Origin of the sequence: Flavobacterium frigidarium DSM 17623, from assembly GCF_000425505.1 — a bacterium.
Classification (GTDB): Bacteria; Bacteroidota; Bacteroidia; order Flavobacteriales; family Flavobacteriaceae; genus Flavobacterium; species Flavobacterium frigidarium.
The window spans coordinates 1-16,987 of record NZ_AUDO01000022.1; the positions used below are offsets into that span (position 1 = coordinate 1).

Consider the following 16,987-nt stretch of genomic DNA (forward strand, 5'->3'; position numbering starts at 1 on the left):
GTTGGATACGCGTTATCGTCCTGCGCATCAATTGGATTCAAGACTACAACTGTAGCAGTGGCTAAATCACAATTCGCTGGATTGGCTCCTACTTCGCATAATTGGTATACAATACTGTATGTTCCTGATACCGTATTTGGCGCTAAAGTCAATACCCCTTCTGAATCTATACTAAGTGGTCCAGTGGTGATTGGCGTTACATCTGTATTCGCTGCTGTAACTGGCTCTCCATTTAATGTATCATTATCTGTAACCGTTCCAACTGTAGTAGCTACTGTTGTACTTGGTGTTTGAGTTGGATACGCGTTATCGTCTTGCGCATCGATGAGAGTTAAAACCCCTGCCGAAGAAATTATATTAGTACAAATATTATCTGGTTGGGTAACAATAACTTGATACTTATATCCATTAATATTTGCTGTAACAGCTGTTAGAGTTAATGTTGCAGTTGTAGCACCTCCATATATTCCTCCGTCTATAATACTAACAAAACCTGATCCTGAATCTTCTTGCCATTGATAAACAGTAGTTCCAGAAGTTTCTGTTCCCGGAGTAGGTAATGTGTAATCGGGAGTTCCTGCAGCAAATGTATTTGTATTCACTGCTGAAGCAGCAACCGTGAAGATTGCATCACCTCCAACACGAGTTGATTTGCTACTTGGCTGAGTAGTTATTTCGACTTTAGTGGCAGTAGTCACTTTAGAGTTTGTCCCTGTATATGCAGTCACAGCTCCAGTCACTTTTCCATCTGAATCAAAACCAGTTCCATCTACAGTACCGTTGTTATCTGCATCAATGTGACCAGCTTCAACTGCATCATTACAACCGTCGTTATCTGAGTCACTATCTAAATAATCAAATGTACCATCACCATCAGTATCTTCACAAGCCGAAATATTAAGTAGGAACACTCCTCCTCTTCTACCTGCATTGCTAGCAGTACCAAACACACCATGCTTAATGGTTATGGTACTTACATTTGTATATTTGGCTGTAACTCCATATTCTGGAAGATCAGATGGATCTCCATTATCTCCTATATTATAGTTAGTCAAACCATATATTACACTACCATTTGCAAGTGTATAAGGCGATACTTTTGAACCAACATTGATGATAGTACCAGCACTATCAAAACCACCTATATCTGTATATCCTCCACCACTCTGTGTAGCGTTATCTAAATCAAACAAAGTCATATCTATCTGACGAAATTGCCTTGCTACACCTGTTACAGACTCTACCAGAGATAAAGAGATTTCAAAGTATTCTTCGTTTGAAGGCACTCCATTAACTAACAAGTAAGCATTATTACCAAATTCTACCTTAGCTGGAGACGATACTCCTTTTTTAATATCAATTATCTCTGCTCTTAAATTATATTTTAAACCTGTAAAAGGATCAGTGAAATAATTAGTTTTAAGTAAAACATCTCCAATCTGGACATCTAATAGATTCCCTGAACCTGAAAATGACGACCAAGCATCTCCATTTGACCCCGTAAAAGGTATTGGAGGACACTCAACATCATCTAGGATTCCATCATTGTCATTATCAAGATCCATATAATCAGCTATTCCATCATTATCTACATCACTAGCTCCATTTATTACAATTCTTAAATTTGCATTAGCTACATTTCCTGTATTATCTTTTGAATCAATTAAAGTATAAGGTATTACATCGGTCAACGTATTGCTTCCAATTAATGCAGCTACCGTAGGGTTAGTCAAATCTACTTCATAACTATAGGTACCATCTCCATTCACAGTTATATAACCATAAGTAGTAACAATTTTAGCACCTACATTTGCTGTTACTCCATTGACTTCATATATTCTTGGGACATCACTGTCTTGCCAATTTAAATCTGTCAATCCAGCAATTTGGTTAGCTGGATCAGCATCAGTAATCTGAGGCCCATAATTATAATCTAAAACAACTTGTGTCACAGGTGTTCTAAAATAAAAACTAACATTACCGTGAGCGTCATTAGCAGGTACTGAACCTGTCCCATAAAAAGTATCATTGCCTATTACATTTACAGAACCATTAGCTTTATAATCATAGTTTACGTTATCACCATAATAAGTTCCTCTTACACGCATTTGATCTTGCCAGGTTGTACCTTGAGAGTAATCAATGTCTGAGATTGTAAAAAACAAGCTTGTTACAGGTTTATCAAAATTTATGGTTAAAGTATTATCTGGAGCTGGATTAATTGAGGGGTCTGAACTGAATAATAAATATCCCGTATGGCCTCCATTTGTACCATAAGTAACTATTTGATTTGAAGCTGTTCCTACATTACCGGGGTCACTTTTTACAAATGAAACATTCACACCGTTGACTAACTTTGATTTACCATCAATTGTTTCCCCGTTAGTAAATTCATTTTCCCATATTAGTTGCGCCAAAGGCCGATCGGCTTTATCCACACCAAAACCATCGTCATCAAATATCACATTACCATTTGTAACATTATCAATACCTAAAGTTATTGTTTTTAAATTATCAGTAGCAACCGGTGGTTCATCAACCCCGGTTATGGTAATGGTTAAATATCCAAAATCGATATTGCCCGCTACGTCAGTGACTTCGTAAGAAATAACATCTGTTATACTGGCGCCAGATTTAAGCCCATTTACCGCAGCATTATTAACATCTACTAAATAACTGTAATTCCCATTGCTTTGAGCCGTAATTGTTCCATAAGTTGTACTTAGTGAAGTACCAATAGCGGTTGACAAACCAAATACTTTAGTAAGAGACAAAACTTCACCAGCTGTTCCATCTGTATCATTGGTTAAAAAATTGCCCGAAACTGGAATTATTGCATTTCCTAAAACAGTATTAACATCGTCAACCGCAATTGGAAAAGGACTTACGTTAAGACTTGTGTAAGCTGATAAGGTATTAGTTGAATCTGATGCCTCTACAATCATATATCGTAATCCATCGGTAGTATTTCCTGAATGGGCATATAGTGTATTGTACAAAAGTGCCTCTAGATTAGCTTCTTCTATTAAGACACCAAGCTGATCTGTTATTTCAAATACCCCAGCAGAAACATGTGATATTGTAAAATTATTACTCCCATATGTAACATTTATGTCTGTGGCAGGTGTATTTATTTCATAAGTTCCAGCATTATTACCCGTACTAGTCAAAAATCGAACAAATTCATTAGTATCAGGAACACTTCTAGGAAACCCTGTACTATTGGTGGAAAATATTATTCTCGCACTAGTTAAAAATCCAGTAGAAGTGACAATATTAACATCAGTTCTAACAGTGCGGTATAAAGTATTCACAGCATTTATGTTAACATTGTGATTTACACCTGCAGCTGCTCCGTTCAAATCAACTGTAGTAACAGTAAAATAATTTAATTTTTTATTATTAATATAGCTTTTTTCTCCAATAGAAATTGGATTAGAAACCATAGTATCATTCGGTGAATTAGTGGTATAAATGACTTTGGCTTTCATTATTGAAGTGGAAAACACAAGTAACAATAATGCTATGAATTTTATAAAATTACTAGAATTTAAAAATGAAAATGTTTTTAAAGTAGTTTTTTTCATGGTAATATTATTTAGGGCTGTAGTAAATTTAGTAAAAATTATGAAATAATTACCAAAAATTTAGTGATATTTTAGTAAGTATTTAAATCTAAATGGAGAAATAGCGACATATATATATACTTAAAATAATAAATTTGATAATCATTACTAAATTACATTATACGCATTCGTCTCCAACTTAAGTTTCGATGAATAACCTTTTCATAACGATTAATAAACATCGTTTTCCACAATAAAAAAACCCTTTCACTAAAATAGTGAAAGGGTTCTATAAAATATTTAAAAGATAAATAATTACTTTTTATCAGTAAATTTTTCGTGTTTAATTGTCTTAGCATTAATCATGAAATACACAGACTCTGCTATATTAGTACAATGATCAGAGATGCGATCGAGATGCTTTAACGCTAAAATTAGATGGGTACCAGAAACAACCGTCTTAGAATGATTTTTCATTTCGATAACAATATTATCGGTTGCATCGCTACTTTTATCTTTAATTGACGTATTTAATTTAAAGATAGTCTCAATTAATGACTCATCTAAATTTTCGAAACATAGATTAGTTATCGTAGTAATTTGCTCTACCTCGCGAGCAATAGCTTCTACTTGAAATCTACCAATTAATTCGTGCTTTTCCTTGATACTCTTAGTCAGCTTAACGATACTAATTGACAAATCACCAATGCGCTCAATTTCGTTGCTGATTTGCATTGCTGACATGATGAATCTAAGATCTGAAGCAACAGGTTGTTGTAAAGCAAAAACGCTCTGACAAATATCATCGATTTTTAAATCTAGTTTGTCAATTTTACTTTCTGTTTTCTTCAATTCTTTTGTTTCAGAAGTGGGCTCTGAAAGTAGGGACTTGATCGCTTCATGAACCTGTGATTCAGCTAAAGTTCCTATTTTTATAATAATATTTTTGAGCTTTCCGAGCTCAGTTTCTAAGTGTGATGCCATTTTATAAACGATTTAAAGATTAAAGTTAGATGAAATTGATGTCAAATCAAAATATGTCCTAACCAAATCTTCCTGTTATGTAATCTTCCGTTTGCTTAATCGTAGGTTTGGTAAATATCGTTTTAGTTTTATCATATTCGATTAATTTACCCATATAGAAAAAAGCTGTATTATCACTCACACGACCAGCTTGCTGCATATTGTGCGTTACAATCACAATTGTGTATTTGTTCTTTAACTCATAAATAAGCTCTTCTACTTTTGATGTCGAAATAGGATCTAGAGCTGATGTAGGCTCATCCATTAACAATATAGAAGGTTGAATAGCTAAAGCTCTCGCGATACATAAACGCTGTTGTTGTCCTCCTGACAATTCAAAAGCTGATTTTTTAAGCTTGTCTTTAACCTCATCCCAAAGTGCTACTTGTTCAATAGAAGTAATCACGCGCTCTTCAATTTCTTTTTTATCTGTAACACCATTAACTCGCAATCCATAGGCTACGTTTTCGAAAATAGTTTTTGGAAATGGATTCGGTTTTTGAAATACCATACCCACGTTCTTACGCAAACTGTCTACGTTGGTATTTTTATCATAAATATCTTGACCATCAATTAAAATGGTTCCGTTCATATGTGTATTATCAATCAAATCATTCATTCTATTTAACAAACGAAGATAGGTTGATTTACCACAACCAGAAGGACCAATTAATGCAGTAACTGTATTTTCTTTCATCGAAATCGAAATATCGTGAAGCGCTTGAAAGTCACCGTAATTAAAATTGACGTTTTTAGATTCTATTTTAAGCATGTTATTCTCTTTAATTTGATTTAAAATTAGCAGTTATATTTGGCTATAGCAACTAAAATGTTTTTTTTTACTTTTTGCGAAAGTGACCTAGCGATCATAAAGTGCATTAGTTCATTTTTACTTTCTTACCGTAGTATTTACGAAGAGCATTTGCTAATAGGTTCGAAATTAAAACAATAATTATCAATACTAATGCTGTTCCGTATGCCATCGCTCTAGATGCTTCGATATTTGTTCCACTAGTCGAAATTACATATAAGTGGTAAGGTAAAGCCATGGCTTGATCAAAAATTGATGTTGGTAATTTAGGCAAGAAATAGGCCGCTACTGTAAATAAGATTGGCGCTGTTTCCCCGGAAACTCTACCTATTGAGAGAATCAAACCCGTTATTACATTAGGAAAAGCTATCGGGAAAACTACTTTGCTAGTGGTTTCCCACTTACTAGCTCCTAGTCCTAAACTTGCTTGTCTAAAAGTATCATCAACTGCCTTTAAAGATTCTTCTGTAGTTCTAATTACAATGGGTAAAACTAATAATCCTAATGTTAGTCCACCCGCCAAAATAGAATCACCAAAACCCATTTTATTGACGAACAATGACATTCCAAACAATCCAAAAACTATAGAAGGAACTCCCGCTAAATTGTTTGTCATTTGCTTGATGATCTTTTTAAGTATTCCATCTTTAACATATTCATTCATGTATATTGCCGCTAATACTCCTACTGGAAAAGCAAACACCATGCTCACTAGAACTAAACACAATGTACCCACAATTGCTGGAAAAATACCGCCCTCTGTCATTCCGTTTTTAGGCATTTCAGATATAAATTCCCAACTTATTACTCCTATTCCTTTAATTACAATAAAAGCTAGGATTACAAACAATAGTGCTACAATAGCATAACTAGTAAGTGTAAATAGTCCAAAAGCAATATTTTGACTTCTTTTTTTCTTTTTTGCTAATTTTATTTCTGCACTCATCTTAATGTTTTTTATGCGATTTTCTATTAGTAACTACCTCAACAAGCATATTAATCCCAAAGGTTATAATAAACAAAATACAACCTAAAGCAAATAATGCTTCGTAATGTAAACCTCCATTGGGTGCTTCCCCTAACTCAGCTGCAATTGTAGCTGGGATTGTTCGAACAGGTTCTAATAGCGTTGTTGGTATTACTGCGGCATTACCAGTTACCATTAATACAGCCATTGTTTCTCCAATTGCTCTACCAATTCCTAATATAGCCCCAGCAGTGATCCCTGATGCAGAATAAGGCATTACCACCTTATAAATTGTTTGCCACTGACTTGCGCCAAGAGCTAAACTTGCTTCCTTCATCGCTCGTGGGGTATTGCGCATAGCATCTTCAGAAATAGTGATAATTGTAGGTAAAGCCATAATTGCCAAAACCACACTTCCTGCTAATCCTGTTTCCCCTACTGGTAAGTTAAAGGTACTTTGAATAAGAGGAACAATGATAACCAACCCAAAGAATCCATAAACTACAGATGGAATTCCTGCTAATAATTCAATAATGGGCTTTAAGATACTTCTTGTGCGTTTTTTTGCAATTTCGCTTAGATAAATTGCCGCAGCTAATCCAATTGGCAATGCTAATAAAATAGCACCAAAACTAACCCATAATGTACCATAAATCAAAGGCTTCACTCCCATTTGAGCAATAGGCTGAGCGGTTGGAAACCACTCTTCTCCAGTTAAAAATTCAGAAACCTTTATTTTATCGATATCTAATTCTCTTCCTGTAAAATCCTTGGCTTTATATTTATCTGAGAAAAAAGCTATTATTCCTGGTGTCTTAGCAACCAATTCATTAATCTTATCTGGAAAAAACTCAAAGTTCTCACCCAATTCTTCTTCAGTATAATAATCTGTAATATCACCTGCTCTAAATAAAACAATAGCTTGATCCTTACCTCCTAATTCTTTCCAGTTGGTGATCTTTTGATCATAAATATCTTTTATTTGAGAAGGCTGTAATTTATGTACGGTATTCTCAGCCGAAACCGCTAATAAAAAACCATCATCTATGGGTTTCTTATTAAAAACTCCTGCACCTTCAACGAAGAGAAAAAACACAATTAAAACAACGGTAATACTAGTAGCGGCACTGCTTAGCATTAAAATGGTTTCGATAATTTTTTCCTTAATCTGTTTAAAATTTGTTTTCAAATCAGTGTTTTTTATTTTTAGCAAAATTACGTTAGGGATCGTCCCTCAATGTTCATACAGCGTTAACCTTATGTTAACTTAATGTAAATAAAAGTTGAATTTCACCTCTAGAAATAGCATGAAACTCGCTTTCTTGTAACAAAAAAAGGCCGCCTTTGTAGACAGCCTTTTAGAATTATAATAGTAACCTTTATTCATTACTTTAATGGAACATATCCTATCTCTGAAACGATTTTTTGCCCTTCATCTGACAAAGCAAAATCAACAACAGTTTTTACTTTAGCAGCATTTGTTTTATCAAACATGTAAAACAAAGGTCTTGAAATTGGATACGTTTTATCTTTTGCACTTGCTACAGATGGCTCAATAAAAGTTTTCCCTTCATCATAAGAAACTGCTAATTGCTTAACTTCTTTAGTTTCATAAGCCAAACCTATGTATCCAATAGCTCCTTTAGTTTGTCCCACAGCTTGAACAATAGCTCCTGTTGCAGGTAAACTCAAAATGTTAGATGCATAGTTTTTTTTATCTAAAACCTCATCTTTAAAGAACTCATAGGTTCCAGAAGATGACTCTCTTGAATACGCTACAATTTTTCCATCTTCTCCACCTACTTCTTTCCAGTTTGTAATTTGACCTGTAAAGATTTTTTCTAATTGCTCACGTGTTAATTTAGAAACTTTGTTTGCTGGATTAACAATAACTGTTAACGCATCATAAGCTATAATTACCTCTTCGATTTCTTTATTCATTTCAGAGAATTTTAATTTCTCTTCCGTTTTCATATCTCTTGAAGCCATTGCAATATCAGTAGTTCCATCAATCAAGGCTGTTAGCCCTACACCTGATCCACCTCCTACTACAGTAATACTAATCTCTTTGTTTCCTTTCATCAAATCTTCAGCCTCTTTTTGTGCTAATGGTAAAACCGTATCACTACCCTTGATAGTTACAGACGTAGCTGCTGATGAAGTCTCATTTCCTTGATCCTCTGTTTTTGCTTTACCACAACTTAACATACCAATTAATGGTAGCATTAAAAATAATTTAGTTTTGTTCATTTTTTTCATTTTATTTTTTTGTTATTTTTTATCCTTATTTTTTACAAAAGTACCATCGCAATGTTAAGCCTGCGTTAAGCTACTATTATTCAATTTTTACTATTTGGCCATTCAAGCTCTTTCCTTCGAACGTAGATAAAATTATTAAATCCCAATTTCGACTTGAAAACGAGCATACCAATTATTACTAGTCTCCCCTAAATAATTTTTTATATTGTCATACGTAAATTCTCCTTGAAGTTTGATTTTATGTCCAAAGATATACTTAGACAGTCCAAGAGTATATTCATCTGTATTAGGACTTATTGTTTCAATGTCTTTGTCTACTTTTTGAGTAGAAAACCTCCCTATAATTTGATAATTTGAAGGAAACAAATAACTCAATTGCGCATCATATCCATGTCCTACAAACACAGCTTGAATCTTTGTAACATCTGTAGTGCTAACCGTTATAGGGTCATCAGCCATTCTAGACATATATGCTCCCGTTGCAGCCCAACCTTTATACTTTAACATGGTATCAAAAAACAGCGATTGTAATGTTCTCGCTTCATACAGGCTACTCCCTAATTGCCCTTGCGATCTTAATGCATTATTATTTTGACTAAAAGCTCCCGAAATCATCCACTTTACCGTTTTCTCTCTCATCAAGTCGGCTTCAAAGTTTGATCCGTTTTTTGTAAATGAGCCTAGAGGAAAGAGCTCTACTTTACCCGTCAATGCAATACCATCATCTTTAGTCTTTACCCAGTTTCTACCCTCTCCTTTAGACACTGCCCCTTTTAATGCGTATGAAAAACGATTCGGATTTTGTTTCGAATAATCTAAGAATATTCCAAAATCACGATCAATATTAAACTTAGAGTTATTGATACTTCTATCTGTAAGTTCTAATGAGTTTGACGAAATCACACGCTGGTTGTTTCCCGGCAATTTTGTTTGACCAAAACCAATAGTCAAATTTGGTGTAGCCTTATAAAAAAGAACTCCATCAAGAATAACATTACCACTGTTACCTACAACTACCGTCCCAATATCTCTAGCCGAAAAACCCAATTCTACCTTATATCCAAATCTTGGATTATAAACAAAACCATCTAGCTTTAATCGCATTCTTCTAATCTCTCCCTCTACAATTGCAGATTCTCCATCTTCCTTACCATACCCTATTCTACTTTGAACTCTAAATCCAATATTCACCTGAAATAGACTGTCTTTTTCTGTAAAGCCTAATTTTTTACTAGAGTTAAGATATTGTGACAATCCTGTTTTTTTAATAGCTTCTTTTGCTTCAATTTTATTCTCTTGAGCTGACGTTACTAGCGTAAACATAAGCACGATAGTTAATAAAAATTTCTTCATTTTAATTTTTCGTTATTGTTGTGTTATTGCGGTGCAAAATTAATGTTAACAAATGCTTTTCGTATTAAGACAACGTTACCATAACAATAAGCTAAGACCAATAAAAACACTTAACTACTTAACATAGAGACAGATGAATAATAACCACTTTTTAATCGCGCCTCAGTTATATGGAATAATTCGTTAAATTTTAGACAAAAAAAAACTCCAAACACTATTCTAAATAGTACTTGGAGTTCTCTAAATTATTAATACTAATTTTTAAAAATTAAACTGCGCTTGCAATCGTAATAAATTTCCTTGCTGCCTGTTGTTTTGTAATGCGCTATCCTCAAAAGTTCTATCAGCAATTACCCAAGTGGCTGTTAATTCAAATGCCTTTAGTGGCTGCCATTCTAAACCAAGTTCATAATCTCTCACTACATAACTTCTAGCATCCTTTTCAAATTTCTTTCCACCATCATAATATTGAAATTTAGCAAACGGATATAACAATTGATTTTTTGGCAAATCCCATTTGTAATTTAGAGTGACATAACCTCCTTCTAAATGAGACACATCTACTGAGTTTGTTATTTTATTATAACGAGGTCCTTTACCAATATTGTACTCCGTTTGAATCCCAAATGGTTTTGGATACAAAATAAAAGAAGCCGCTACGCGCTGATCTAAGGTATTTTGTTTATTATCAACTGTAACTCCAGTCGATATTTCACTACCAAAAGCCCATTTACCTGTATACGCTTGAATCCCGGGTTCGATAATTTGGTTCCCAATAACAAATGGATAACTTACTCTTGTTACAACATGTAAATTTCTATTCCCTTCTGATTTGTTAGATGTTTGACCATTGTAAGCACCAAAAGCAAAAACACCATAATCTCCTGATCCCTTATAGCCCTCTTTTACGAGCATCGCAAAACGTTCTCTTATTTCGCTTGGAGCCCAATAGAAAAACGCACCTAAATCACGCTCATTTGCAACAGCACTATTCAATGCATCGTTACGATCCAGCGTTAAGCGATTTTGACTTGATTGCATATTTTCAAATCCGTATGGCACTTTACTTTGCCCTATTCTTACTCTAAATTCCTTTTTTTTATCGAAAGACAAATCAAAATAAGCATCTCTTAGTTGCAGAAAATTATTAACGCCTGATCCTGGTGAACTTGCTAAATCTGGTTGAATGTAAAAATAGACATTCGGCGTAATCTGGCCTGAGAAAACGATACGTGCTCGTCTTATAAAAAAACCATTATTTGATTTTGCATCGTCAGCAGTTGCAGTTGTACCCCATGATTTATCACATTGCTCACAAGAAACCTTATCATTAGTAGACAGCAAACCATTATAGCGTACTTGAGCATACCCTCTAATGCTAATTTTATCATACCATTGGGTATCTTTCTTGGGCTTTGCATTTTCTTCCGCTGCCTTTAGTTTATTGATAGAATCTAGAACACGAACGACTTCTTTAGAAATAGCATCCTTGTTGAGATCTTGCGCCTGCAGTGCTCCGGCACCTAGAATAAATAAGGCAAATAAAAGTTTTTTCATGAGCAAAATGGGTTCTTTATTTTTTTGGCAAAGATGCTATTGCAGTGTTAAGCTAACGTTAGCGAATCATTAAAGAATTAACTTTATTTTTACATTTTTTTAATGCATTAAATACCAAAAAATAACGTACAAAAAATAGCTTATTCCCACGAATTACAGTAGGTGGCAAATTCTATAATATGCCGCTGAATCAGAATTTTATTTCAACTATTTCATTCCGTTGTTAACTTTTTCTTTAATCCATTGAAAAGAATCGGCTATAATGCGCTCTTTTTCATTTTGAATGAATTGCAAATAAGCATTGGCAACAGGCGAAAATTTCTTTCCTTTTAGCCAAATTAGATTCCAATTAGACTTTATAGGGAGTCCTTTTACAGGAATAATTTGCAAACTACCATTATTCAATTCGTTTTTAGCTCCTATCAGTGGCATAATCGAACAACCTAAACCTGCCAAAACTGCTTGTTTTACAGCTTCATTTCCAGTAAGTTCTACTTTATTAGGCACTTTTAGATTGTTGTTTTCTATAAATTTTTCCATAATATATCGCGTTCCAGAACCTTCTTCACGATAAATAACTGCCAACTCTTCTAATAAGGAAACATCATATTTTTTTTTATCGAAAGTTTGACTCGCGTTGACCATCATATATAAAGCATTGGGCAACAGCTCTACTTTTTCTATTTGGATTGCATCAGGTAAAACCGAAACCAGCGAAAAATCGACTTCATTGTGTTCTAAACTCTCTAGTACTTGTTTCTTATTAGTTACATCTAAAATCAAATCGACACCTGGATGCTGCTTCAAAAAATCCGACAAGAAATAAGGCATTACGTATTTACCTGTAGAAACAATTGAGATTTTTAAGCGTCCGCTAAGCTCTCCCTTGTACGCAAGTGTTTTGTAATTAATAGCCTCTACCTCGCTCAATACCTTTTCGGCAGCAATGGCTATTTCCTCACCAAAATCAGTGATGTACAATTTTCGACCAATTACCTCCGTCAATGGAAATTCAAATTGATCCTGAAAATTGCGTAGCTGGATAGAAACAGCTGGTTGCGTAAGATGCAACTCTACAGCTGCCTTAGTAATACTCTTATTTTGAGCTACTTTTAAAAAAACATACAACTGATGCAACGTATAGTTCATAAAAATATTTTATGGATTTCATTACAAATATAAATAAAAACAAATGGATGAGCCGTTCTACATTTGCACCAATTAAAAAAACAAAAACATGAAAACAGAAAAAGGATTAACATTCCAATTAGTAGAAGGAGAATTTGCGCCACTAGAAGCTAAAAAAATCTTACTAGGATTAATCAATAGTAAAATCAATTTTCATCAATTGGAGCACTTTAGTAACGAAGTACGATTTAACGACAAAACATCTCATGCTAAGCAACGTGTAGCAACACTAACAAATGCTTCTGAACAAATTACCGACTTGGTTGCCACTACAAACAACATGCAATTTAAAATCGAAGGAAGTATACAAATTACCCTTGTACCAGTAAAGGAGCTTGCAATAAATAAATAAAATAATTCAATCAAAAAAATAAAAATGGCTTTAATCAGCTCTTCATTTCAAGATGTTGCTGCACTCTTACAACAAAACGAAATTGCCGCCATCCCTACTGAAACTGTGTACGGACTTGCAGGAAATGCTTATAATGAAATTGCTTTAAAAAAGATTTTCGAGTTAAAACAGAGACCCTTTTATAACCCGCTTATCGTACACATTAAGTCAGTTGAGGACTTAAACTTAGTTGCTACTAATATTCCTGCACAAGCACAATTGCTAGCAGCTACCTTCTGGCCTGGACCACTTACTTTAGTCTTAAAAAAGCAAACCCATATTCCCGATTTAGTAACCGCAGGCAAAAGTACTGTAGCTGTTCGAGTACCTAATCATCCGGTAACATTATCCCTTTTAGAACAATTAGAATTTCCGCTAGCAGCTCCTAGTGCAAATCCTTTTGGATCTATTAGTCCCACAAAAGCAGCGCATGTAGCCAATTATTTTACTGCATCTCCTCTCACCATATTAGAAGGTGGTGAATGCAGTAACGGTATCGAATCTACCATCATTGGTTTTGAAAATAATCAGGCTGTGTTGTACCGTTTGGGTTCCATTACTATCGAAGCGATTGAAAACGTGATTGGCCCTTTGCTAATAAAAACACAATCTGAAGCTGCACCCACAGCACCAGGAATGCTATCGAAACATTATGCGCCAAGAACGACAATAATACAAAGCGATAATATTTTAGAAAGCACACATACAAATACAACTAAGAGAGTAGGTTTACTAACCTTCAAAAATCGATTTGAACACGAGTCTATAGTCGCACAAAAGGTCTTGTCTCCCAACGGTAATTTGGCGGAAGCCGCAACACTTTTATACAATGCCTTACACGAATTAGACCAACTAGATCTCGACTTGATTATCGCAGAGAAGTTCCCAGACCATAATTTAGGACGAACAATCAATGACCGATTAGAACGCGCTACAAAAAAATAAATCTATTTTAAAAAACTTAAAATGAACTTCGACTTATTACTTGAAAACATTACCAACCCTGCTTTATTATTTTTCTTATTGGGGATCATCGCGGTTCGTTTAAAAAGCGACTTAGCAATCCCAAAAAATTCCTCAAAGTTTATTTCGCTCTACCTACTTTTCTCTATCGGTTTTAAAGGAGGACAAGAATTAGCGCATAGTGATTTTACGATGGACATTATTTGGTCAGTCTTATTCGGGATCTTTATCGCAGTTATTATTCCGTTCTACAGTTTTTTTATTCTTAAAAAACATTTTAGTATCGAAAACTCTGGAGCCATTGCAGCTGCTTACGGTTCAGTAAGTGCCGTGACCTTTGTAACTGCCATCACTTTCCTAGAAATGCAAAATTACACTTTTAGCGGCCACATGGTCGCTGTCATGGCATTGATGGAAGCTCCCGCAATTATTGTAGGCGTAATTTTAATTAGATTATATAACAAGAATGGATCAAATACTACTAGAATTAGTTCGCTTATTAAGCATTCCTTTACTAACGGAAGTGTCTTACTAATCACGGGGAGTTTAATTATTGGTTTGCTAGCTAGTGACCAGCAAGCCTTAGGGATTAAACCTTTTACAACCGATATGTTCAAAGGATTCTTGGCTATTTTTTTACTTGACATGGGAATTGTTAGTGGTCAAAAACTAAATGATTTTTTTAAAAGTGGATGGTTTAGTTTTGTTTTTGCAATCATTATTCCGCTGATAAATGGAGTCATTGTTGCGTATCTTTCCTACCTCATAACTGATGACATAGGAAACCGATTTATATTTGCAGTATTAGCAGCAAGTGCCTCTTACATTGCTGTTCCTGCCGCCATGAAAATTGCAGTGCCAAAAGCCAATCCCGGTATCTTTTTACCCATGGCATTAGCAATAACTTTCCCTTTTAATATCACTTTTGGAATGCCAATATATCTTTCGGTAATTCTATGTAGTTAATTTTATAAATCAAAAAAGGTTGTTTCTGAAATTAGAAACAACCTTTTAGATAATTTAATTAAACGACTTCCTTCTCCAGTGTGAAGGAGAATTCAGAACCTACACCGAATTCACTTTCGACGTATATTTTTTCTTTGTGCGCCTCAATGATATGTTTCACAATGGCTAATCCTAGACCAGAACCACCTTCAGATCTTGATCCGCTTTTATTAACTCTGTAAAAACGTTCAAAAAGCCTAGGTATGTTTTGTTTTTCTATCCCTTCTCCATTGTCACTAATTCTAATAAGCACTTTTTCTTTGGTTAGGTTTACAACAGCCACTTCGGTAGTACCTTTTGATTTACCGTATTTTATCGAATTTACGATTAAGTTTTCAATAATTTGCTGGATTCTATCTTTATCAGCATGAACGTAATTGGGCTGAATATGATAATTTTCGAATGCTAAAGTAATTTTCTTTTTATCAGCCTTCATTTCGAGTAGGTCAAACACATTTTGAATTAACTCGACAATATCAAAATTAGAGTATTCTAAATTCAAGTCACCTACTTCAAGTTTGGTTATCATATCTAAGTCTTCAACAATATAAATAAGTCGCTCCACCCCTTTTTCGGCACGTTTTAAATATTTTTTCCGAATAGCTTTGTCATCCATTGCGCCATCTAACAAGGTAGACACATACCCTTGAACAGTAAACAAAGGCGTTTTTAATTCATGAGAAACATTACCTAAAAATTCTCTTCTATATTCTTCCCTTACTTGGAGCATTTCTATTTCTAACTTTTTATCAGTGGCAAATTTCTTCACCTCTCTAGTTAGCGTTTCCATATCAGTAGTGATGGGCTGATTTATAAACGTGCTAGACTCTAATAGAGAAACATCATCGTATATTTTTTTTACCCTTCGATAAATAAAATGCTCTACCCGATATTGAATTACGATAAATGAAAAAAGGTAAATAGTGAAAATAAAAATAACCCCAAAGACCATAAGTTTTTGAGGTGTATAATTAAAAATTGTAGTAGCTAGTAAAACGACAAATAAGGTAGAAAACACACTAATATATAATGCTGATTTCACAGCAAACTTGTATGTTTTTTTAAAATTTAATTTCATTTATGGCATTGTGTTAACAGTAGTGTTGAGTGGTATTAAACTTCAAACTTATAACCCACTCCTTTTATTGTTTTAAATAAATCTTCACCTATTTTTTCACGTAATTTTCTAATGTGTACATCGATTGTTCTTCCGCCCACAACAACTTCATTACCCCAAACTTTATCTAGAATTTCGTCGCGTTTAAACACTTTTCCAGGTTTTGAAGCTAATAAGTAGAATAATTCAAATTCTTTTCTTGGTAATGCAATCTCTACACCATCCTGAACGATTTTATATTCTTCTCTATTAATTTCGATTCCGCCTACATTAAGTGTTTCACTATTTTGCTCTTGTTCTTTTAATCTTCTTAATAAAGCTTTTACCTTACTAACTAATAATTTTGGTTTTATTGGTTTAGTGATATAATCATCTGCCCCTGCATCAAAACCAGCTACTTGAGAGTAATCTTCGCTTCTAGCAGTTAGGAATGTTATAATAACATTAGCTAGTTCTGGAATTTTTCTAATGTTTTCACAAGCTTCCATTCCGTCCATTTCTGGCATCATGACATCCATGATGATTAGGTCTGGCAATTCTTTTTTAGCTTTAGCAATAGCTTCTTTACCGTTAGTGGCAGTAAAAATTTGGTAGCCTTCTTGATTTAAGTTGTATCCTACGATTTCTAAGATATCTGGCTCATCATCAACAAGTAAGATTTTAGTGTGTTTCTTTTTCATTTCTTGCAAAATAGTGTTTTTCGCATCAGTTGTAGTCGCAATAGCTTTCCGATGGAGTTAATTTCGAATGTAAATATAGTACTATTTAGATTGCAAAAAAACAGCCT

General features: G+C 34.2%; 14 protein-coding genes. 3 read left to right on the forward strand and 11 right to left on the reverse strand.

Annotated features, from left to right (window positions below; genetic code table 11):
- The 9 genes from H603_RS16765 to H603_RS0111990 form a co-directional block, all read right to left on the reverse strand.
- A partial coding sequence (locus H603_RS16765; RefSeq protein WP_157510437.1) for a beta strand repeat-containing protein occupies positions 1-3,587 on the reverse strand: 3,587 nt, incomplete at its 3' end.
- A gap of 294 nt (positions 3,588-3,881) precedes the next feature.
- Positions 3,882-4,550, reverse strand: a complete 669-nt coding sequence (gene phoU / locus H603_RS0111955; RefSeq protein WP_026708831.1) for a phosphate signaling complex protein PhoU — start codon at positions 4,548-4,550, stop codon at positions 3,882-3,884.
- A 58-nt stretch (positions 4,551-4,608) separates the two neighbouring features.
- Positions 4,609-5,361, reverse strand: a complete 753-nt coding sequence (pstB, locus tag H603_RS0111960) for a phosphate ABC transporter ATP-binding protein PstB (RefSeq protein WP_026708832.1) — start codon at positions 5,359-5,361, stop codon at positions 4,609-4,611.
- Between the two features lie 106 nt (positions 5,362-5,467).
- On the reverse strand, positions 5,468-6,346 hold the full coding sequence (pstA, locus tag H603_RS0111965; RefSeq protein WP_026708833.1) for a phosphate ABC transporter permease PstA: 879 nt from the start codon (positions 6,344-6,346) through the stop codon (positions 5,468-5,470).
- A 1-nt stretch (position 6,347) separates the two neighbouring features.
- Positions 6,348-7,556 carry a phosphate ABC transporter permease subunit PstC gene (gene pstC / locus H603_RS0111970; RefSeq protein ID WP_035675965.1) on the reverse strand — a complete coding sequence of 403 codons (1,209 nt, stop codon included), beginning with the start codon at positions 7,554-7,556 and terminating at the stop codon, positions 6,348-6,350.
- 197 nt (positions 7,557-7,753) lie between these two features.
- Positions 7,754-8,617 (reverse strand): PstS family phosphate ABC transporter substrate-binding protein, encoded by an 864-nt coding sequence (locus H603_RS0111975; protein WP_026708835.1) that lies wholly within the window; start codon positions 8,615-8,617, stop codon positions 7,754-7,756.
- A gap of 144 nt (positions 8,618-8,761) precedes the next feature.
- Positions 8,762-9,979, reverse strand: coding sequence for a porin family protein (locus H603_RS0111980; RefSeq protein WP_026708836.1), 1,218 nt, complete (start codon positions 9,977-9,979; stop codon positions 8,762-8,764).
- A gap of 261 nt (positions 9,980-10,240) precedes the next feature.
- Complete coding sequence (locus tag H603_RS0111985; protein WP_026708837.1) at positions 10,241-11,536, reverse strand: porin; 1,296 nt, start codon at positions 11,534-11,536, stop codon at positions 10,241-10,243.
- A gap of 207 nt (positions 11,537-11,743) precedes the next feature.
- Positions 11,744-12,685: a LysR substrate-binding domain-containing protein gene (locus H603_RS0111990; protein ID WP_026708838.1), complete on the reverse strand. Its 942-nt coding sequence runs from the start codon at positions 12,683-12,685 to the stop codon at positions 11,744-11,746.
- An 88-nt stretch (positions 12,686-12,773) separates the two neighbouring features.
- On the opposite strand from H603_RS0111990, the gene H603_RS0111995 reads away from it, so the two are divergent.
- The 3 genes from H603_RS0111995 to H603_RS0112005 are packed head-to-tail and all read left to right on the forward strand — an operon-like array spanning position 12,774 to position 15,044.
- Positions 12,774-13,076, forward strand: coding sequence for a hypothetical protein (locus tag H603_RS0111995; RefSeq protein WP_026708839.1), 303 nt, complete (start codon positions 12,774-12,776; stop codon positions 13,074-13,076).
- Between the two features lie 24 nt (positions 13,077-13,100).
- Positions 13,101-14,060 carry an L-threonylcarbamoyladenylate synthase gene (locus H603_RS0112000; protein ID WP_026708840.1) on the forward strand — a complete coding sequence of 320 codons (960 nt, stop codon included), beginning with the start codon at positions 13,101-13,103 and terminating at the stop codon, positions 14,058-14,060.
- A gap of 21 nt (positions 14,061-14,081) precedes the next feature.
- On the forward strand, positions 14,082-15,044 hold the full coding sequence (locus H603_RS0112005; RefSeq protein ID WP_026708841.1) for a sodium-dependent bicarbonate transport family permease: 963 nt from the start codon (positions 14,082-14,084) through the stop codon (positions 15,042-15,044).
- A 58-nt stretch (positions 15,045-15,102) separates the two neighbouring features.
- Here H603_RS0112005 and H603_RS0112010 read toward each other — a convergent pair whose 3' ends face one another.
- Both H603_RS0112010 and H603_RS0112015 read right to left on the reverse strand, forming a co-directional pair.
- The gene (locus H603_RS0112010; RefSeq protein WP_026708842.1) at positions 15,103-16,161 is read right to left on the reverse strand and encodes a sensor histidine kinase; all 1,059 of its coding nucleotides are present in this window, start codon (positions 16,159-16,161) and stop codon (positions 15,103-15,105) included.
- Positions 16,162-16,196: 35 nt separating this feature from the next.
- Complete coding sequence (locus tag H603_RS0112015; protein ID WP_026708843.1) at positions 16,197-16,880, reverse strand: response regulator transcription factor; 684 nt, start codon at positions 16,878-16,880, stop codon at positions 16,197-16,199.
- Positions 16,881-16,987: the final 107 nt, after the last annotated feature.